Genomic DNA, 18,622 nt, shown 5'->3' on the forward strand with positions numbered 1-18,622 from the left:
CCCCCCCCCCCCACAGCAGCTGGCGCGCGGCGCCCCCCTCTCCCCGCATGCGGGGAGAGGGGGGCGCCGCGCGCCGCCACACACAGCCCACGCCCTAGCGAGGACCCATGCTCGGCTATATCGGCAGGCGCATCCTCGCCACCATCCCGGTCATGGCGGTGGTCGGGCTGTTCGTCTTCAGCCTCCTCTACTTCGCCCCGGGCGACCCGGCGGCAATCATCGCGGGCGACCAGGCGACGCCCGACGACGTCGCCCGCATCCGCGCCACGCTCGGCCTCGACCGGCCGTTCCTGGTGCGGTTCTGGGAATGGTCCTGGCAGATCCTCCACGGGGATCTCGGCACCTCGATCTTCACCAACCTGCCGGTCACCACCATGATCGGCCAGCGCGTGCAGCCCACCGTCTCGCTGATGCTCGTCACCCTGGTCTTCGCCATCGTGGTGGCGGTGCCGCTCGGCGTCGTCGCCGCCTGGAAGGCCGGCAGCCTGATCGACCGCCTCGTGATGGGGCTCGCCGTGACGGGCTTCTCGGTGCCGGTCTTCGTGGTCGGCTACATCCTGGCCTACGTCTTCGCCCTCGAGCTCGGCTGGCTGCCCGTCCAGGGCTACACGCCGATCGAGCAGGGCGTGTGGCCCTGGCTGTCCAACCTGATCCTGCCGGCGGTGACGCTCGGTCTCGTCTACATCGCGCTGATCGCCCGGGTGACCCGCGCGACCATGCTCGACGTGCTCCAGCAGGATTACGTGCGCACAGCCCGGGCCAAGGGGCTGGCGCAGGGGCCGGTCCTGTTCGTCCACGCCCTCAAGAACGCCGCGGTGCCGATCGTCACCGTGATCGGCATCGGCATCGCGCTGCTGATCGGCGGCGCGGTGGTGACCGAGACGGTCTTCGCGATTCCCGGCCTCGGGCGCCTCACCGTCGACGCGATCCTGCGGCGCGACTACCCGGTCATCCAGGGCGTCGTGCTGCTGTTCAGCTTCGTCTACGTGCTCGTGAACCTCGCCATCGACCTCTTCTACACCGTGCTCGACCCGAGGATCCGCTATTGACCGCGACCGTCGCGCCCTTCCCCAGCAGCGCCCCGCAGGCGGGCGCCCCGCCCGAGGGCACCGCCCCCAAGGCGCCCCCGCCGCCGGGCCTCGCCGTCGCGGCGCCGCTGCCCGACGTCATCCCGGCCCGCAAGCGCCGGGGCCGGGTCTGGACCTACGTGCGCCGCAACCCGACCATCGTGGTCGGCGGCGTGCTGCTCCTCATCGTCTTCCTGATGGCGGTGCTGGCCCCCTATCTCGGCACCGTCGACCCGACCGCCCTGGCGCCCGCCAAGCGCACTCGGGCCCCGTCGGCGCAGTACTGGTTCGGCACCGACATGCTCGGCCGCGACGTCTACTCGCGGGTGGTCTACGGCGCCCGGGTCTCGCTGCTGGTCGGCTTCTCGGTGGCGTTCCTCGCCTCGGTCGCGGGGCTGGCGGTCGGCCTCGTCTCCGGCATGGTGCGCTGGCTCGACGGGATCGTCATGCGGGTCGTCGACGGCATGATGTCGATCCCGCCGATCCTGCTCGCGGTCGCGCTGATGGCGCTCACCCGCGGCTCGGTCCAGAACGTGATCATCGCGATCACCATCGCGGAGATCCCGCGCGTCGCCCGCCTCGTGCGCGGCGTGGTGCTGTCGCTGCGCGAGCAGCCCTACGTCGAGGCGGCGGTGACCACGGGCACCCGGATGCCGGCGATCATCTGGCGCCACATCCTGCCCAACACGCTGGCGCCCATGACCGTGCAGGCGACCTACATCTGCGCCTCCGCGATGATCACCGAGGCGATCCTGTCGTTCATCGGCGCGGGCGTGCCGCCGTCGACGCCGTCCTGGGGCAACATCATGGCCGAGGGCCGGGCCCTCTGGCAGGTGAAGTTCTACATCATCCTGTTCCCGGCCATCTTCCTCTCGATGACGGTGCTCGCCGTGAACCTCGTCGGCGACGGCCTGCGCGACGCCCTCGACCCCCGCATGGCGAAAGACGTCTGATGAGGACCGGCAGCATGAGCGGCACCCCCCTCCTGTCGATCGAGAACCTGCAGGTCCATTTCCGCACCCCCGACGGGGTGAACCGGGCGGTGGACGGGGTCTCGTTCGCGATCCAGTCGGGCGAGACCCTGGCGATCGTGGGCGAGTCCGGTTGCGGCAAGTCGGTGACGTCGATGTCGATCCTGCGGCTCCTGCCCGAGCCGCCGGCCCGCATTGCCGGCGCCATCAGGTTCGAGGGCAAGAACCTCCTCGACCTGCCGAACAGCGCCATGCGCAAGATCCGCGGCAACGACATCAGCGTGATCTTCCAGGAGCCGATGACCTCGCTGAACCCGGTGCTGACGGTCGGTCGCCAGATCGGCGAGACCCTGCGGCTGCACCAGGGGCTCGGCCGCCGGGAGGCCGAGGAGCGGGCCGTGGAGATGCTGACGCTGGTCGGCATCCCCGAGCCGCGGCGCCGGGTGCGGGAATACCCGCACCAGCTCTCCGGCGGCATGCGCCAGCGGGTGATGATCGCCATCGCGCTCGCCTGCTCGCCGAAGCTCCTGATCGCCGACGAGCCGACCACGGCGCTCGACGTGACCATCCAGGCCCAGATCCTCGACCTGATGCGCGACCTGAAGGCCCGGGTCGGCGCCGCCATCATGCTGATCACCCACGATCTCGGCGTGGTCGCCGAGGTCGCCGACCGGGTGGTGGTGATGTATGCCGGCCGCAAGGTCGAGGAGGCGCCGGTCCGCGACCTGTTCCGGTCGCCGCGCCACCCCTACACCCGCGGCCTGATGGGGGCGGTGCCGAAGCTCGGCGCCGTGGAGCACGGCGCCGACGCGCGGCTCGCCGAGATCCCCGGCATGGTGCCGAGCCTGAAGGGTCGGATCGAGGGCTGCGTCTTCGCCGGGCGCTGCCCGGACGTCACCGACCTGTGCCGCGCCTACGCGCCAGCCCTGGAGCCGAAGGCGCCGGGCCACCTCGCCGCCTGCCACTACGCGCCGAAGGACGCCCTCGCGGCATGAGCGCCACGCCCGCACCCGCCGGCCGCATCCTGCTGGAGGTCAACGACCTCAAGAAGCACTTCGCCCTCGGCGGAGGCCTGTTCGGCCAGTCCAAGCGCGTGCTCAAGGCGGTGGACGGCCTGTCCTTCACGGTCGCCCGCGGCGAGACCCTCTCGCTCGTCGGCGAGTCCGGCTGCGGCAAGTCCACCGTCGCCAAGGCGCTGATGCGCCTCTACGTGCCCACCGCCGGCCAGGTGGTGCTCGACGGGAAGCGCATCGACGACCTCTCGGCCGGGGCGCTCCGGCCCCTGCGGCGCCACATCCAGATGGTGTTCCAGGACCCGTTCTCGTCCCTCAACCCGCGGATGCGGGTGCGGGCGATCCTGGCCGAGCCGATCCGCAATTTCGGGCTGGCCCGGAACAGCGCCGACCTGGAGAGCCGGCTGGCCAGCCTGATGGAGCGGGTCGGCCTGCCGCGCGAGGCGCTGGGACGCTTCCCGCACGAGTTCTCCGGCGGGCAGCGCCAGCGCATCGGCATCGCCCGGGCGCTCGCCGCCGAGCCGGACCTGATCATCTGCGACGAGGCGGTCTCGGCCCTCGACGTCTCGGTGAAGGCGCAGATCGTCAACCTGCTGCGCGACCTGCAGCGCGAGCTCGACCTCGCGATGCTGTTCATCTCGCACGACCTCGCCATCGTCGAGCACATGACCCACCGCGTCGCGGTGATGTATCTCGGCAAGATCGTCGAGATCGGTCCCCGCCGGGATCTCTTCCTGGCGCCCAAGCACCCCTACACCCAGGCCCTGCTCTCGGCGGTGCCGATCCCGGAGCCCGGAGCCGGGCGCACCCGCATCGTGCTCAAGGGCGACGTGCCGAGCCCGATCAACCCGCCGTCGGGCTGCCGCTTCCACACCCGCTGCCCGCACGCCTTCGACCGCTGCCGGACCGAGGTGCCGGGGCTCGACGCGGTGGGCGCCGGCCATCTCGCCGCCTGCCACCTCAACGACGCGTCCGCCCCCGCCCGGGCGGCCTGACGACGCCGTCTTTGCGAGCGCGGCGAAGCAACCCAGGGCAGCGCGACTTCCGGCAGCGTAGCGCCGACTGGATTGCTTCGCTCCGCTCGCAAAGACGGAGGCGTCCCGGACCAATCGTCTCACTTCGCGATCCATATTCGGAGCCTTCCGTGCAGCACGATCTCATCCTGAAGGGCGCGCGGGTCGTCGACCCGTCGCAGAACCACGACGGGATCTGCGACGTCGCCTTCGCGGACGGCCGGGTCTCGGGCTTCGGCCGGGACCTGCCGGTGGGCCCCGGTACGCAGGTCCGCGACATGGAAGGCGCGATCGTCACGCCGGGCCTGATCGACCTGCACACCCACGTCTACTGGGGCGGCACCTCGCTCGGCATCGACGCCGACGCATTCTGCCGGACTTCCGGGGTGACCACCTCGGTCGATACCGGCAGCGCCGGGCCCGGCAACTTCGCGGGCTTCCGCAGCCACGTGATCGAGCGGTCGCAGGCGCGGATCCTCGCATACCTGCACGTCTCCTTCGCGGGGATCTTCGGCTTCTCGAAGACCATCATGGTCGGCGAGAGCGAGGACCCGCGGCTCATGGCGCCCCGGGAGGCGGTCGAGGTCGCCGACGCCAACCGGGACGTGATCGTCGGCATCAAGGTCCGGGTCGGGCGCCACGCCTCGGGCGACCAGGGCACCGCGCCCCTCGACATCGCGCTGCAGGTCGCGGAGGAGACCGGCCTGCCGCTGATGGCCCATATCGACGAGCCGCCGCCGAGCTACGAGCAGGTGCTGGCCATGCTGCGCCCCGGCGACGTGCTGACCCACGCGTTCCGGCCGTTCCCCAACTCTCCCATCACGGCCCAGGGTGCCGTGAAGCCGGCGCTCCGCGAGGCGCGGGCGCGGGGCGTGCTGTTCGACATCGGCCACGGCAAGGGCTCGTTCGCCTTCAGGACCGCGCGGGCCATGCTGGCGGGGGGCTTCCTGCCCGACACGATCTCGTCGGACGTGCACCAGCTCTGCATCGAGGGGCCGGCCTTCGACCAGGTCACCACTATGTCGAAGATGCTCTGCCTCGGCATGAGCCTCAACGAGGTCGTCGCCGCCTCCACGGTGAACGCCGCCGTGGCGCTGAAGCGGATGGAGTACGGGACCCTGAAGGTCGGGGCGCTCGGCGACGCCACCGTGCTGGCGGTGCGGGACGGCGCCTTCGACTACGTCGACACCCGCGGCGAGCACATGACGGGCGACCGGCGGATTACCGCCGAGGGCGTGGTGCTGAAGGGCCGGTGGTGGCACCCGGCCTGACCCGTCGGGCCTGACGATCGGGACGAAGATCCCATCGCATACAAAATATCGACCTTTACAGCCTCTTCCGCGGGCCGATACACTTTCCCGTGAGGGCCGGACCATCTCCGGCCCTCAGCGAAACGCGGTCCAAGCCGCGGCGCCAGGGAGGATGGATGGACACGGGTCAGCCTCTGCTGGAGGTCGACGGCGTCACGCTCCGCTACAAGACGCCCGAGCACCTCGTCACGGCCACCTACCGGGTGAGCTTCCGGGTCTGGCCCGGGGACCGGTTCGTCCTGCTCGGGCCGTCCGGATGCGGGAAGTCGACCCTGCTCAAGGCGGTGGGCGGCTACATGGCGCCGACTGAGGGCGAGATCCGCCTGAAGGGGCGCCCGGTGACCGAGCCCGGCCCCGACCGGATGATGGTGTTCCAGGAGTTCGACCAGCTCCTGCCGTGGAAGACGGTCCGGCAGAACGTGGTCTTCGCCCTCGAGGCCTCGGGCCGACTGAGAGGTCGCGAGGCCCTGGACCGGGCGAACCTCTACATCGACAAGGTCAACCTGACGAAGTTCGCCGACAGCTACCCCCACACCCTGTCGGGCGGCATGAAGCAGCGCGTCGCCATCGCCCGCGGCATGGCGATGGAGCCCGACATCCTGTTGATGGACGAGCCCTTCGCGGCGCTCGACGCGCTCACCCGGCGGCGCATGCAGGACGAGCTGCTCGCCCTGTGGGAGGGCACGCGCTTCACCGTGCTGTTCGTCACCCACTCGATCCCCGAGGCGATCAAGGTCGGCTCGCGCATCCTGCTGCTCTCGCCTCATCCCGGCGAGGTGAAGGCCGAGCTCAACAGCGCCGAATCGCCGGAGGCGGCGCTGCAGCTCGAGGGCCGGATCCAGCACATGCTGTTCTCGGAAGAGATCCAGGAGGCGGAGAATGTCTAGCGCGCAAGCCCTGAGCGGCGCCCCGCTGGCCGGGCCGGGCGCCGCGCCGCGCCTGTCGCCCCTGCCGCCGTCCGGCCGGCCCGAGATCGTGCGCGAGACCGGCCACGCCCACGGCGCCGCGGTGGTGGAGAAGCCGCTGTCGATCACCGAGCGCCTCTACAACCAGGCGTGGCTGCGCAAGATCGTGATCCTCGTGCTCCTCGCCGGGATCTGGGAGGCCTACGGGCGCTACCTCGACAACGACCTCCTGTTCCCGACCTTCACGGCGACCGTGGAGGCCTTCTTCCGGGGCATCGCGGACGGCACGCTGCCGGCCCGGGCCTGGAGCTCGCTGAAGGTGCTGCTCATGGGCTACGCCGCCGGCGTCGCCCTGGCGACCGTGCTCACCGGCGTCGCCATCGCGTCGCGGATCGGGACCGACCTGCTCGAGACGCTGACGTCGATGTTCAACCCGCTGCCGGCGATCGCGCTCCTGCCCCTGGCGCTGATCTGGTTCGGCCTGGGCAACGGCAGCCTGATCTTCGTGCTGGTCCACTCGGTGACCTGGGCGATCGCCCTCAACACCCATTCGGGCTTCCTGTCGGTCAGCCGCACGCTCAAGATGGTCGGGCGCAATTACGGGCTGTCGGGCCCGAGGCTGATCGGCAAGATCCTGATCCCGGCGGCGTTCCCCTCGATCCTCACCGGCCTGAAGGTCGGCTGGGCCTTCGCGTGGCGCACCCTGATCGCCGCCGAGCTGGTCTTCGGGGTGTCGTCCGGGGCGGGCGGCCTCGGCTGGTTCATCTTCGAGAACAAGAACATGCTCGACATCCCGAACGTGTTCGCCGGGCTGCTCACCGTGATCCTGATCGGTCTCGTGGTCGAGAACCTGATCTTCCAGACGATCGAGCGGCGCACCGTCCAGCGCTGGGGCATGCAGGCCTGAGCGAGGGCGGCCCGGACGGAGCGCTCCGGCCACGCTCCGCCCGAGGCCGGCCCCGACCTCTGCGGAGACGCATCTTCTCGCATGTCGCTTGAATAGAGATCGAATTTCTCTATTGTGACGGTGCGGCGAACGTTTTCTTCCTATAGGCTCCGCCGACGCCCCCCGGAGCCCGTTCCCGTGAGCCCTGACGCCCCCTCCAAGACGGCCCCGACGCCGGCCCGCCCCGACCGGGGCGGCCGGTCGGACACAGCCGCCTCGGTCCTGCCCGGCATCGGCCTGTGCGCGGTGATCACCGCGGTGGCGATGGCCGCGCAGGCGTTGGAGGAACGGGTCGCCGGCCACCCCTACATCGAGGCCCTGGTCCTGGCGATCCTGATCGGCATCGCGGTGCGGACCGCCTGGACGCCCCCGGCGCAGTTCCGCACCGGCATCGCCTTCTCGGCCAAGCAGCTCCTCGAGGTCGCCGTGGTGCTGCTCGGCGCCTCCCTGAGCCTCGGGGCGATCCTCGCTTCCGGCCCGGCGCTGCTGGCCGGCATCGTCGGGACCGTGGTCCTCGGCATCGCCGCCAGCGTGGCGATCTGCCGGGCGCTCGGGCTGCCGGCCCGGATGGCGATCCTGGTGGCCTGCGGCAACGCCATCTGCGGCAACTCGGCCATCGCCGCGGTCGCGCCCGTGATCGGCGCGGAGGCGAAGGACATCGCCGCCGCCATCGCGTTCACCGCCGTCCTCGGCGTGCTGATGGTGCTCGGGCTGCCGCTGTTCGTGCCCCTCGCGGGCATGACCGACAACCAGTACGGGGTGCTGGCGGGGCTCACCGTCTACGCGGTGCCGCAGGTCCTGGCCGCGACCGTGCCGGTGAGCCTGCTGTCGACCCAGGTCGGCACCCTGGTCAAGCTGGTGCGGGTGCTGATGCTCGGCCCGGTCGTGGTGGTGTTCTCGCTCATCGCCCCGCGTCTGCCGCAGGCGGCGGGGGCGCCGCCGGCGCCGTCCCGTCCGGGCTTCACCAAGCTGGTGCCCTGGTTCATCCTCGGCTTCCTGGCGCTGGCCACCCTGCGCTCCCTGGGCCTCGTCCCGGACCCGGCGGTGAAGCCGCTGACCCAGCTCGCCGGGCTGCTCACGGTCCTGTCCATGGCCGCCCTCGGCCTCGGGGTCGACGTCCGGGTCCTGGCCCGGGTCGGCGGCCGGGTGACCCTCGCGGTCACCGCCTCCCTGGCGGTCCTGATCGCCCTGAGCCTGACGCTGATCCGCGCCCTCGGGATCGGGTGACGCCGCGCGCGGTCTTTCCCGCCGCGCGGGCTCCCGACCCCTGTAACAGGCATCCCATCGGCACCTTTGTGCAGGTGACCGGAGCCTTTCGCACCGGCGATCCAGCCCACCCGCACCGAAAAGCGCTTCGGGTGATCATCCCTCAGTCAAGACCGTCTTGACACATACGCGGTTTTTGCTTTGGAACCGCAGGCATCGTCGTCGAAAGCTTCGTGTGGACTCGCGCAGTGCCTGAAAAGAATCCCGAGAACAGCCTCAGGTTGGTCACGCTGGTGGGCGAGATCGTCGCCGCCTACGTCTCGAACAATTCCGTTCCGCCGACGGCCCTGCCCGAGCTGATGGCGAGCGTGCACGCGGCCCTCGCATCCCTCGACGGACAGGCGCCGGCGGCCGCGGTCGAGCCGGCCGTGGAGCGGCCGACGCCGGCCCAGATCCGCAAGTCGGTTCAGGAGGACGGGATCGTCAGCTTCATCGACGGCCGGACCTACAAGACCCTGAAGCGCCATCTCACCGCCCACGGCCTGACGCCGGAGCGGTACCGCGAGCGCTACGGTCTGCCGGACGATTACCCGATGACGGCGCCGGGCTACGCCGCGCAGCGCTCCGCGCTGGCGAAGGCGATCGGCCTCGGCGTGCCCGGCGGGCGCGTCGATCAGCGCAGGACGGGCACCGGCGGCTGATCGGCGGCGCGGCGCGGGGTCGCGCGCGGCGCGGTCTCGCTCCGGCGCCCCTGGAACGGCAGCACCTGCGCGGGGCTCGGCTCGGATCGGCCGGGCTCGGCGCGGCCCGGGCGGCCGAACGTGTCGGCCCAGCTCAGCTTGATCACGCGGTTGTCCGCGGCCGCGGGCTCCTCCGCGGGGCGCGGCGCCTTGCGGTTCGCGGCGCCGATCCAGCGCACGATCCGGTGCTCGCGCCCGCGGCGGAGCACCGGCGGCAGATTCGTCTCGCTGCGCTTGCGGTTCGGCCGGATGTCGTCGGTCTGGTCTGAGATCGACACGCTCGATAACCCTGTCCCCGTGCGAGGTGCGGGCGGGGACGGATAGCGGGTGCAGCCGTGGATCCGCCGGGGTGCTCCACCCTCGACAACGGCGCTATCCTACTGAACTTGCAGGATCCGGACAGGGCGGTCCCGTCCAAAAAACTTGTCTCTGCGTCCCAGATTGGCCCGTCCGGGGCCGGAACGGCTCAGGAGGCGCGCGCGCCCGGCACCGCGGCGAGCAGGGTGCGGGTGTAGGCGTGCTCCGGCGCGGCGAACAGGTCCGCGGTGCCCCGCATCTCCACGATGGCGCCGCGGTGCATCACGGCGATCCGGTCGCAGATCGTGGCGGCCACCCGCAGATCGTGGGTGATGAACAGCATCGCCAGCGACAATCTCTGCTTCAGGTCCTCCAGCAGGTCCAGCACCTGCCGCTGGACCGAGACGTCCAGCGCCGAGACCGCCTCGTCGGCCACCAGCACGTCCGGCTCCATGGCGAGCGCCCGGGCGATGCCGATGCGCTGGCGCTGCCCGCCCGAGAAGGCGTTGGGGTAGCGGGCGGCGGCCCTGGGATCGAGCCCGACGAGATCGAGGAGGCTCCGGGCGCGCTCGCGCGCCTCCGCGACCGGGACCCCGTGGGCGATCGGGCCCGCCGTGATGATCTGCTCCACGGTGCGGCGCGGGTTCAGCGACGCGAACGGGTCCTGGAAGATCATCTGGATCCGGCTGCGCTTGTCGCGCAGGTCGCCGCTCTTGAGCGCCGTGTAGTCGAGCTCGCCCAGCCGGACCGTGCCGCCGTCGGGCTCGATCAGCCGGATCGCGAGCCGCGCCGTGGTCGACTTGCCGGAGCCGGATTCGCCGACGATCCCCAGAGTCTCGCCGCGGCGGACGTCGAACGAGACCTCCTTGACGGCCGCGACGACCCGCGGCTTGCCGAACAGGCCGGAGCGCCCGGAATAGGTCTTGGACAGCCCGGTCACCGAGAGGGCGACCGGAGCCGCTTCCACGGGCGCGCGCGGCGGCGGCGTCAGGCTCGGGACGGCGGCGAGCAGCGCCTTGGTGTAGGGCGCCTGCGGATTGCGCAGCACGGCCTCGGCGGTTCCGGATTCGACCAGCCGCCCGCGCTGGAGCACCGCCACGTGGTCGGCGATCTCCGCCACCACGCCGAAATCGTGGGTGATGAACAGGACGCTCATCCCGCGCTTCCGCTGCAGGTCGCGGATCAGCCGGAGGATCTGGGCCTGGGTGGTGACGTCGAGCGCCGTGGTCGGCTCGTCGGCGACCAGCACCGAGGGCTCCAGCGCCAGCGCCATGGCGATCATCGCCCGCTGCCGCTGGCCGCCGGAGAGCTGGTGCGGATAGGCCCGCACCGCCTCCTCGGGATTCGGCAGGCCGACCTCGGTGGCGAGCGCCACCGCCCGGGCCCAGCGCTCGCTGCGGGTGAGCAGGTTGTGCGCCTCGAACATCTCGGCGATCTGGTCGCCGATCCGCATCACCGGGTTCAGCGCCGTCATCGGCTCCTGGAACACCATGGCGATGCGCCGGCCGCGCAAGCTGCGCCAAGCGGGCTCGTCGAGGGTCAGGAGGTCCCGGCCCTCGAACAGGATCGTGCCGGCCGTCGGCTTCAGGGCCCGGGGCAGGAGGCCGGTGAGCGCGTAGGCGCTCATCGACTTGCCCGAGCCCGATTCCCCGACGACGCACAGGATCTTCCCGGCCTCGAGGTCGAGGTTCAGGCCCTCGACCGCGTGCGGGCGGTCGGCGCCCTTGGGGAGCGCGATCGTCAGATCGCGGATGCGGACGACCGGCTCGCTCATGGTTCAGGCCCTCGCTGTGCGGCGGCGGAGGATGTCGGGTCCGGCCTCGCCGAGATCCCAGAACAGGCCGGCCATGATCGCCAGGCCCTCGCGGGTGCCGGAGGCGAGCATGTGCTCGTCGGGCCCGTGCTGGCGGCAGGCCGGGTAGGAATGCGGCACCCAGAGCGTCGGCAGGCCCAGAATCTCCGAGAAGGCGTCGTTCGGCAGCGAGCCGCCGAGATTGGGCAGCAGCGCCGGCTTCTTGTTGGTGCTCGCCTCGATCGATTCCAGGGCCCACTCGACCCAGGGATCCTCCACGGGCAGCCGCGTCGCCTGGAAGACTTCCGCCGCGCGGGCCGGCCGGACGTCGATCATCGGGAAGCCGCGCGCGTCGAGATGGGCGCGGACGTTCCGGATCAGGTTCTGCCAGTCGGTGCCGACCACGAAGCGCAGCTGCAGGGTCGCCTTGGCGTGAGGCGGCACGGCGTTGAGCGGCCCGTCCGGGTCGCCGGTCTTGAAGGCCAGCACCTCCAGGGTGTTCCAGGCGAAGACCCGCTCGGCCGGGGTGAGGCCCGGCTCGCCCCAGTCGGTGTCGATCGTGGGCGCGGTCGGGTCCTCGCCGACGCGGATGTCGGCGAGCGCCGCACGCACGCCCTCGGGGATCGGCGGCGGCCGCAGGGCATCCACCAGGATGGCGCCGCGTGCGTCGACCATCGAGGCGATCGCCGAGGCCAGCACCGTGCCGGGGTTGCGCAGCAGCCCGCCCCAGTTGCCGGAATGGTGCGGACCCTCCCGCAGGTTCAGGCTCAGTTCGAAATTGTAGGCGCCTCGGGAGCCGAGGAAGAGGGTCGGGCGCTCGCCGTTGAGGCGCGGCCCGTCCGAGGCGATCAGCACGTCGGACCGGAGGGCCTCGGCCTGCTCGCGGCAGAACGGCCGCAGACCCGGGGAGCCCGATTCCTCGCCCATCTCGATCAGGAGCTTCACGTTGAAGCCGAGACGGCCGTCGCGGGCCGCGATCACCTGCTCCAGGGCGGCGAGGTTGAGAACGTGCTGGCCCTTGTTGTCGGCAGTGCCGCGGCCGTACCAGCGGTCGCCCTCGACCACGATCTCCCAGGGGCCGAGGCCTTCCCGCCACTGCTCGGGATAGCCCCGCACCGTGTCGCCGTGGCCGTAGATCAGCACGGTCGGCAGGCCCATACCCTCGTGCCGTTCGGCGATCAGGAACGGCCCGTGCACCCCGTCCGGGTTGGGGAAGATCTTCGGGGCCGCGAAGCCGAGGCGGGTGACCAGCGGCGTGACGAAGGCGTCGAGATAGGCGCGGAGCGCCGCCTCCTGGCCGGGGGCCTGGCTCTCGGTGGGCATCGCCACCGCCTCCCGCAGGAGGGCGAGGAACGCGCCCGAATCGAAGGCCTCCGTGGCGCGCGCGATGGCGGCGTCTCGCGTCATGGTGTGTTTCCCGTGAAACATTTCGTTAATCTGCCGGCCGGCTCCGGCCCGGCGGAGGCGTCAGTTGCGCGCCTCGGGGGCGGTGATGTCGCGCAGGCCGTCGCCGAGGAGGTTGATCGCCAGCACGAGGAGGAGGAGCGCCACGCCCGGGATGGTGATCACCCAGGGCTGGAAGAACATGTACTGCTTGCCCTCGGCGATCATCAGGCCCCAGGAGGGCAGGGGCGGCTGCACGCCGAGCCCGAGGAACGACAGGGCGGCCTCCAGCAGGATCGCGTGGGCCATCTCGAGGGTCGCCACGACGATCAGGGCGTTCATGATGTTGGGCAGGATCTCCTGGCGGATGATGCGCAGGTCGGTCAGCCCCGCGGCGCGGGCGGCCGAGATGAAGTCCTGGTTGCGGATCTGCTGGGTCGCGGCCCGGGTCACCACGGCGAAGCGGTCCCAGAGCAGGAAGCCCAGCACCAGCACCACCACCTTCAGGGAGCCGCCGACCAGCGCCGCCATGGCGAGCGCCACCAGCACCACCGGCATGGCGAGGCGGGTGGTCACCACGTAGCTCACCACCGAGTCGACCCAGCCGCCGAAATAGCCGGCGCACAGGCCGAGCGTGGTGCCGATCAGCCCGGAGATCAGCGCCGCCGAGATCCCGATCAGGAGGGAGATCTGGCCGCCGTAGAGCAGGCGGCTCAGATAGTCGCGGCCGAGCTTGTCGGTGCCGAGCACGTGCTCCCAGGTGCCCTTGGCCTGCCAGACCGGCGGGATCAGGCGGCGGGACACGTCCTGCGCGTAGGGGTCGTGCGGCGCGATGAGCGGGGCGGCGAGTGCGGCCAGCACGATCAGCCCGAGGATCCCGGCCCCGATCAGGAAGCCGGTGTGGCGCAGGCCCCGCCGCAGGATCAGGCGGGTGGGGGAGGGCACCGGCGCGAGCGCGACCGGCGCGTCCGGGGGCAGGGCCGGGGCGGCGAGCGCCGCCGTGTCGGGGGGGAGGCTCATCGGCGGATCCTCACGACTGGCGCAGGCGCGGGTCGAGGAAGGCGTTCAGGAGGTCGGCCGCCAGCGTCAGGCCGATGTAGATCATGGCCAGAACCAGCACGATCGCCTGGACGACGGGGAAGTCGTTGCGGGCGATGGATTCCCAGGCGAGCTGCCCGAGGCCCTGGAGCGAGAACACCGCCTCGATCACGATCGAGCCGCCGAGCATGAAGCCGAACTGCACCGCCGACAGGGCGATCACCGGGATCACGGCGTTGCGAAGCGCGTGCCGCACCAGGATCTTCCGGGGCGGCAGCCCCTTGGCGCGGGCGGTGCGGACGTAGTCGGAGGCCAGCACCTCCAGCATGCCGTTGCGGGTGAGGCGCATCACCGCCGGCATCGCGTAGTAGCCGAGCGCCACCGCGGGCAGGACGAAGTTCTTCCACGTGGCGTTGCCCGAGACCGGCAGCCAGCGAAGGTTGACGGAGAAGATCAGGATCAGCGTCAGGCCGAACCAGAAGCTCGGCATCGCCTGGCCGAGCACCGAGACGGCGAGCGCCGTCCGGTCGATCCACGTGTCCCGCTTCACCGCGGCGACGACGCCGAGGGGAATCGCCACGAACAGCGCGACGGCCAGCGCGATGATGCCGAGATAGAGGGTGATCGGCAGGCGGGCGGCCAGCAGGTCGATCACGCTCTCGCGGAAGTAGAAGGAGTTGCCGAAGTCGAGGTGCAGCGCCCGCCAGCCCCAGGTGAGGAACTGGGTCAGCAGCGGCTGGTCCAGACCGTAATCCTGGCGGATCTGGGCGATCTGCGGCCCGGTGGCCTCTGGGCCGGCGATGGCCGTGGCGAGGTCGCCCGAGAGGTGGAGGAGCAGGAAGCTCGCCACCGAGACCGTGAAGGCCACCGCCAGGGCGACCAGCACGCGCCGGAACGTGAAGGCCAGCATGGCTCAGGCTCCCTTTCGGCGATGCGGACCGGATCGGCTGCCGCCTTCGGAACCCGGCCGGATCGCGGGTGCCCTCCCCCGCACGGGAGAGGGGGGGCGGTGCGCTACGGCCACCGCCGTCATTTCCACGACGCCGCGTAGAAGCGCGCCACCTCGTCGGGCTGGGCGGTGAAGTTGAGGTCCGACGTGAAGGCGTAGTTGGTCGAGTAGGAGAACATCGGCAGGGCGTAGGCCTGCGCGGCGATCCGCTGCAGCGCCTTGGCGTAGGCGGCCTTGCGCTTCTCGGGATCCATGGAGCTGTCGCCCTCCTGCAGGTCGGCGATCACCTGCGGATCCTTGGTCAGGTCCTCCTCGCCGCCGCGGAAATACACCCCGTCGAAGGCCGAGACGTCGAGCACCGAGAACGACCCCCAGGTCTGGTAGCCGATCGAGGTCTTGCCGGCCCGCAGCGCGTCGCGGAACGCCGCGTAGCGCAGGTAGTTGAGCCGCGCCTTGATGCCGACGGCGCCGAGATAGCCGATCACCGCCTCGGCGTAGTCGCGCTCGCGATAGGCGCCGAGGTCGATCTCGAACCCGTTCGGATAGCCGGCTTCCTTGAGCAGCGCCTTGGCCTTGGCGGGGTCGTAGGGGTAGCGCATCACCCCCTGATCGGTGCAGCCGAACTGGTCGACGAAGCACAGCGCGTTCATCACCCGCGAGGCGCCGCGCACGAGGTTGTCGACCATCGCCTTGCGGTCGATGGCGTAGGAGATCGCCTGCCGGACGCGCACGTCCTTGAGCGGCGAGTTCTCCTTGGCGCGGCCGAGCGTGTCGAACTGCAGGAAGCCGACCCGCATCGTCTCGGAATTGAGGACCGTGATGTTGGGCGCGGCGCGCAGCTGCTCGGCCTGGTCGCTCGGCACCCGCCAGATCCAGTCGACGCCGCCGGTCATCAGCTCGGCCATCCGGCTCTCGCCGTCCGGGATGACGCGGAACTGCAGCTTGCCGATCTTCGGCTTACCCAGAGGGCTCTCCGCCCAGTACTTGTCGAACCGCTCCATGCTGACGCCGCGGCCGCTGTCGACCTTGGTGATCCGGTAGGGTCCGCTGCCGACCGGCGCCTTGGCGAAGCCGTCGAGGCCGACCTTCTTGAAGTAGTTCGCCGGGAAGATCGGGGTCGGGCCGGCGAGGTACTCGAGCGCGGCCGGGAACGGCGCCTTGAGGTGGATGCGCACGCTGTGCGGGCCGGTCACCTCCACCGACTTCATCCAGTCGACGTTCTGGCGGGTGACCGTGCGCGCCTCGGGGGTCAGCACGTAGTTGAACGTGAAGGCCACGTCCTCCGGCCCGAGCGGGTCGCCGTTGTGGAAGACCACGCCCTCGCGGATCGTGAGGTCGAGGGTCGTGTCGTCCGCCCATGTCCAGGCGGTCGCCAGCATCGGCTTGTAGGTGCCGTCCTTGGGATCCCGGTACAGCAGCGTGTCCCAGCAGTTCCGGGCCAGGATCACGCCCTCGCGGGCGCTGTTGTGGTACGGGCTGACGTTCTCGGGCTCGCTGTCGGAGGCGTAGACCAGCGTGTCGTCGGCCTTGCCGGCGAGCGCCGGGTGCGCGGCCATCATTGCGGCGAGCGAGGCGGCCAGGGTGGCGGCCCGGGTGAGAGTCCGTAGCGGCATGCAGGCTCCGACGGCGCGGCGGACAGGCCCGGCGGACGGTTCCGCGGGTGCCGCGTTTTTCACCCTGCCATGGTGTTGTGCATCTGGGATCGCAACAAGTAGAATTTAGCGAGTGCTGCGTTGCCGTATCGGCAATGTGCACGGCACCATACAGCGCATCGAGCACGATAATGCAGAGTACGGGCCTGCGCTACTTCCTGGCCGTGGCCCGCACCGGGTCGATCGCGGCCGCCTCGTCCCAGCTCAACGTGGCGGCCTCGGCGATCAGCCGGCAGATCGCCAACCTGGAGGCCGAGCTCGACTGCGTGCTGTTCGAGCGCCGCCCGCGCGGCATGGTGCCGAGCCCGGCCGGTGAGCTGCTGGCGCAGCACGCCCATCAGGTGCTGATCCGCTCCGAGCAGGTGGTCACCGAGATCCGGGAGCTGGAAGGGCTCGCCCGCGGGCTGATCCGGGTCGCCTGCTCGGAGGGCTTCTCCCTCGACATTGTGCCGAACGCGATCGCGGCCTTCCACGCGGCCCATCCCGGCATCCGCTTCGAGGTCACGGTCCAGCCTCCGGCCCAGGTCACCCAGACGGTGTCGGTGGGGGATGCCGATCTCGGGATCACCTTCGCGCTGACACCCACCACGCAGGTCGAGGTGCTCTACGACGGGCAGGTCGACATGCTGGCGCTGGCCGCGCCCGACCATCCCCTCGCGCGGGCGCCGGCCCTGCGCCTCGTCGACCTGCTGGAGTATCCCGTCGCCCTGCCGACCCGGGACACGACCCTGCGGCAGGTCTTCGACGCCGCCTGCGCGCACGAGGGCATCGCGGTGGAGCCGGTGCTGACCTCCAACACGCTCTCGGCGCTGCTGCCCTTCGTGCGGCGCTCCCGCGGCATCGCCCTGATGTCGGCGCTGTCGGTGCAGACGCCCCTGCGTCTCAACGAGCTTGTCAGCCTGCCGATCCAGTCCCGGACGAGCCTCGCCCGGAGCGTGAAGATCCAGGCGATGCGCGACCGGCGGCTGCCGAAGGCGGTGCGGGCATTCCTGCGCCAGCTGCTCGACGCGCTGCCGTCGCCGCGCTCGCCGTGACCCTCGACGCGCTCGGCCCGCGGCTCTGCATCCTGGGGCCGTCGAACAGCGGTAAGTCCACCCTGGCGGTCGCCATCGCGCGGGCGCGCGGCCTGCCGCCGGTCCACCTCGACCGGCTGTACCACCAGCCGGGCACCGACTGGGAGCCGCGGCCCTTCGCGGAGTTCCAGGCCCTGCACGACGCGGCGATCCGCGAGCCGCGCTGGGTCATGGACGGCACCTATGCCCGGTGCCTGCCGCAGCGTCTGGAGCGGGCGACGGGCGTGATCCTCCTCGACGTCCCGACCGCCACCGGCCTGATCCGCTACCTGCGCCGGTCGTGGTCCGTGCGCGACCGGCTCGGCGCCCTCGACAGCGGCCGGGACAGCGTGAAATGGGCGATGATCCGCCACATCGCCGTCACCGAGCGCGGGAACCGGGCGCGCGACGCGGCCCTGTTCGACCGCGTCGCCCTGCCCAAGATCCGGCTCGCCGCGGGGGCCGGCCTGGCCGGCTTCTACCGCTCGGAGGGGCTGAGCCGGTGACCGGGCCCGCTCAGGCGCCGCCCCGGGCGGCCGCGAGCCGGCAGCTGTGGTCCATCACGTCCTCGGCGCTGGCGCTCGGCGCCCGGTAAGCCAGCAGGATGTAGCCCGGCTCGGGATCGCCCGGGGGCGTGGCGAGCGCCGCGAAGCTCGTCCGGTGCAGGTCCGGCCGGGCGCCCGGCAGGGTGTGCAGGGCTGCGAACGGGTTGAACTGCGCGGCCTCCGCCTCCGGCACGCGCAGGGCGTAGTAGCGGTCGCCGGCCAGCGGTACCGGGAAGCGGCTCCAGGTGTGGCGCACCTGCCGGCCGTGCGCCCGGATCGCCTTGAGCACGCTCGGCCTCAGGCAGTCGAGGTGGATGTGGAGCTGGTCCTGGCTGCGGCCCCGGGCCGAGTTGACCGCGAGCCCGACCTCCGCGGGGGTGAGCCTCCCCTTCAGCACGTCCGACACGAGCGGCCGCGCCGCCAGGGCCGCCCGCCAGTAGGCGGCCCCGCGCGGCCCTCGCAGGACCGGCGCCTCCAGGCCCGGCACGGTGTCGGTGGGCATGACGACGCTGTGGGTCGGCTCGCCGGGCGCGCGCAGGACCGCCGAGCCGGGACGGTCACCGTCCCCGAGATCGACCGACAGGCACGGGAAGGTCCGGTTGGTGAGCCGCTTGGCGAGGACGCAGGTCTTCAGGGCGGCCCACAGCACGTCGCGGCTCGGGTCCGGCGCGGCTGCGGCCGGTGCCGCGGCGGCCGCCAGGGCCGCGACGGCCGAGAGGGCCGCGACGAGGAGGGCGGCGGGC

At 71.4% G+C, this 18,622-nt stretch carries 18 protein-coding genes; 11 read left to right on the top strand and 7 right to left on the bottom strand.

Annotated elements, in window-relative coordinates:
* The first annotated feature begins 107 nt into the window (after positions 1–107).
* The 9 genes from ACLBYE_RS23575 (at position 108) to ACLBYE_RS23615 (ending at position 9,132) form a co-directional block, all read left to right on the top strand.
* Positions 108–1,049: an ABC transporter permease gene (locus tag ACLBYE_RS23575; RefSeq protein ID WP_447696028.1), complete on the top strand. Its 942-nt coding sequence runs from the start codon at positions 108–110 to the stop codon at positions 1,047–1,049.
* On the top strand, positions 1,046–2,020 hold the full coding sequence (locus ACLBYE_RS23580) for an ABC transporter permease (RefSeq protein ID WP_447696029.1): 975 nt from the start codon (positions 1,046–1,048) through the stop codon (positions 2,018–2,020). The genes ACLBYE_RS23575 and ACLBYE_RS23580 overlap by 4 nt, the downstream gene beginning before the upstream one ends.
* A complete protein-coding gene (locus tag ACLBYE_RS23585) occupies positions 2,020–3,033 on the top strand; it encodes an ABC transporter ATP-binding protein (RefSeq protein WP_447696030.1) in 1,014 nt (337 codons plus the stop codon). The genes ACLBYE_RS23580 and ACLBYE_RS23585 overlap by 1 nt, the downstream gene beginning before the upstream one ends.
* The gene (locus ACLBYE_RS23590) at positions 3,030–4,046 is read left to right on the top strand and encodes an ABC transporter ATP-binding protein (RefSeq protein ID WP_447696031.1); all 1,017 of its coding nucleotides are present in this window, start codon (positions 3,030–3,032) and stop codon (positions 4,044–4,046) included. The genes ACLBYE_RS23585 and ACLBYE_RS23590 overlap by 4 nt, the downstream gene beginning before the upstream one ends.
* Before the next feature lie 149 nt (positions 4,047–4,195).
* On the top strand, positions 4,196–5,335 hold the full coding sequence (locus tag ACLBYE_RS23595; RefSeq protein ID WP_447696032.1) for an amidohydrolase/deacetylase family metallohydrolase: 1,140 nt from the start codon (positions 4,196–4,198) through the stop codon (positions 5,333–5,335).
* Between the two features lie 155 nt (positions 5,336–5,490).
* On the top strand, positions 5,491–6,261 hold the full coding sequence (locus tag ACLBYE_RS23600; RefSeq protein ID WP_042674808.1) for an ABC transporter ATP-binding protein: 771 nt from the start codon (positions 5,491–5,493) through the stop codon (positions 6,259–6,261).
* Entirely contained in the window at positions 6,254–7,186 is a 933-nt protein-coding gene (locus ACLBYE_RS23605; protein WP_447696033.1) for an ABC transporter permease, read from the top strand. The genes ACLBYE_RS23600 and ACLBYE_RS23605 overlap by 8 nt, the downstream gene beginning before the upstream one ends.
* Before the next feature lie 177 nt (positions 7,187–7,363).
* Complete coding sequence (locus ACLBYE_RS23610; RefSeq protein WP_447696034.1) at positions 7,364–8,452, top strand: YeiH family protein; 1,089 nt, start codon at positions 7,364–7,366, stop codon at positions 8,450–8,452.
* 227 nt (positions 8,453–8,679) lie between these two features.
* Positions 8,680–9,132: a MucR family transcriptional regulator gene (locus ACLBYE_RS23615; protein ID WP_026605051.1), complete on the top strand. Its 453-nt coding sequence runs from the start codon at positions 8,680–8,682 to the stop codon at positions 9,130–9,132.
* On the opposite strand, the gene ACLBYE_RS23620 is transcribed toward ACLBYE_RS23615, so the two are convergent.
* The 6 genes from ACLBYE_RS23620 to ACLBYE_RS23645 form a co-directional block, all read right to left on the bottom strand.
* Complete coding sequence (locus ACLBYE_RS23620; protein ID WP_447696035.1) at positions 9,105–9,449, bottom strand: hypothetical protein; 345 nt, start codon at positions 9,447–9,449, stop codon at positions 9,105–9,107. The genes ACLBYE_RS23615 and ACLBYE_RS23620 overlap by 28 nt on opposite strands.
* Positions 9,450–9,637: 188 nt before the next feature.
* Positions 9,638–11,242 carry an ABC transporter ATP-binding protein gene (locus ACLBYE_RS23625; RefSeq protein WP_447696036.1) on the bottom strand — a complete coding sequence of 535 codons (1,605 nt, stop codon included), beginning with the start codon at positions 11,240–11,242 and terminating at the stop codon, positions 9,638–9,640.
* Between the two features lie 3 nt (positions 11,243–11,245).
* On the bottom strand, positions 11,246–12,667 hold the full coding sequence (locus ACLBYE_RS23630) for a M20 family metallopeptidase (RefSeq protein ID WP_447696037.1): 1,422 nt from the start codon (positions 12,665–12,667) through the stop codon (positions 11,246–11,248).
* Positions 12,668–12,727: 60 nt separating this feature from the next.
* Positions 12,728–13,663, bottom strand: a complete 936-nt coding sequence (locus tag ACLBYE_RS23635) for an ABC transporter permease (protein WP_447696038.1) — start codon at positions 13,661–13,663, stop codon at positions 12,728–12,730.
* 10 nt (positions 13,664–13,673) lie between these two features.
* On the bottom strand, positions 13,674–14,591 hold the full coding sequence (locus ACLBYE_RS23640; RefSeq protein ID WP_042669601.1) for an ABC transporter permease: 918 nt from the start codon (positions 14,589–14,591) through the stop codon (positions 13,674–13,676).
* Positions 14,592–14,710: 119 nt separating this feature from the next.
* Positions 14,711–16,243 carry an ABC transporter substrate-binding protein gene (locus tag ACLBYE_RS23645; RefSeq protein ID WP_447696039.1) on the bottom strand — a complete coding sequence of 511 codons (1,533 nt, stop codon included), beginning with the start codon at positions 16,241–16,243 and terminating at the stop codon, positions 14,711–14,713.
* A 170-nt stretch (positions 16,244–16,413) separates the two neighbouring features.
* On the opposite strand from ACLBYE_RS23645, the gene ACLBYE_RS23650 reads away from it, so the two are divergent.
* The gene (locus tag ACLBYE_RS23650) at positions 16,414–17,316 is read left to right on the top strand and encodes a LysR family transcriptional regulator (protein ID WP_447696040.1); all 903 of its coding nucleotides are present in this window, start codon (positions 16,414–16,416) and stop codon (positions 17,314–17,316) included.
* Entirely contained in the window at positions 17,313–17,840 is a 528-nt protein-coding gene (locus tag ACLBYE_RS23655; RefSeq protein ID WP_447696041.1) for an AAA family ATPase, read from the top strand. The genes ACLBYE_RS23650 and ACLBYE_RS23655 overlap by 4 nt, the downstream gene beginning before the upstream one ends.
* Positions 17,841–17,850: 10 nt before the next feature.
* Here ACLBYE_RS23655 and ACLBYE_RS23660 read toward each other — a convergent pair whose 3' ends face one another.
* A complete protein-coding gene (locus ACLBYE_RS23660; protein WP_447696042.1) occupies positions 17,851–18,579 on the bottom strand; it encodes a CDP-diacylglycerol diphosphatase in 729 nt (242 codons plus the stop codon).
* Positions 18,580–18,622 lie beyond the last annotated feature (43 nt).

The organism is Methylobacterium sp. A52T, assembly GCF_053346095.1.

Bases quoted from the DNA above. Each gene is read 5' to 3' on its own strand.
- ACLBYE_RS23635 (WP_447696038.1), bottom strand. From the start codon at position 13,663: ATGAGCCTCCCCCCCGACACGGCGGCGCTCGCCGCCCCGGCCCTGCCC.
- ACLBYE_RS23605 (WP_447696033.1), top strand. From the start codon at position 6,254: ATGTCTAGCGCGCAAGCCCTGAGCGGCGCCCCGCTGGCCGGGCCGGGC.
- ACLBYE_RS23650 (WP_447696040.1), top strand. From the start codon at position 16,414: ATGCAGAGTACGGGCCTGCGCTACTTCCTGGCCGTGGCCCGCACCGGG.
- ACLBYE_RS23575 (WP_447696028.1), top strand. From the start codon at position 108: ATGCTCGGCTATATCGGCAGGCGCATCCTCGCCACCATCCCGGTCATG.
- ACLBYE_RS23590 (WP_447696031.1), top strand. From the start codon at position 3,030: ATGAGCGCCACGCCCGCACCCGCCGGCCGCATCCTGCTGGAGGTCAAC.
- ACLBYE_RS23625 (WP_447696036.1), bottom strand. From the start codon at position 11,242: ATGAGCGAGCCGGTCGTCCGCATCCGCGATCTGACGATCGCGCTCCCC.
- ACLBYE_RS23585 (WP_447696030.1), top strand. From the start codon at position 2,020: ATGAGGACCGGCAGCATGAGCGGCACCCCCCTCCTGTCGATCGAGAAC.
- ACLBYE_RS23630 (WP_447696037.1), bottom strand. From the start codon at position 12,667: ATGACGCGAGACGCCGCCATCGCGCGCGCCACGGAGGCCTTCGATTCG.
- ACLBYE_RS23640 (WP_042669601.1), bottom strand. From the start codon at position 14,591: ATGCTGGCCTTCACGTTCCGGCGCGTGCTGGTCGCCCTGGCGGTGGCC.
- ACLBYE_RS23645 (WP_447696039.1), bottom strand. From the start codon at position 16,243: ATGCCGCTACGGACTCTCACCCGGGCCGCCACCCTGGCCGCCTCGCTC.
- ACLBYE_RS23600 (WP_042674808.1), top strand. From the start codon at position 5,491: ATGGACACGGGTCAGCCTCTGCTGGAGGTCGACGGCGTCACGCTCCGC.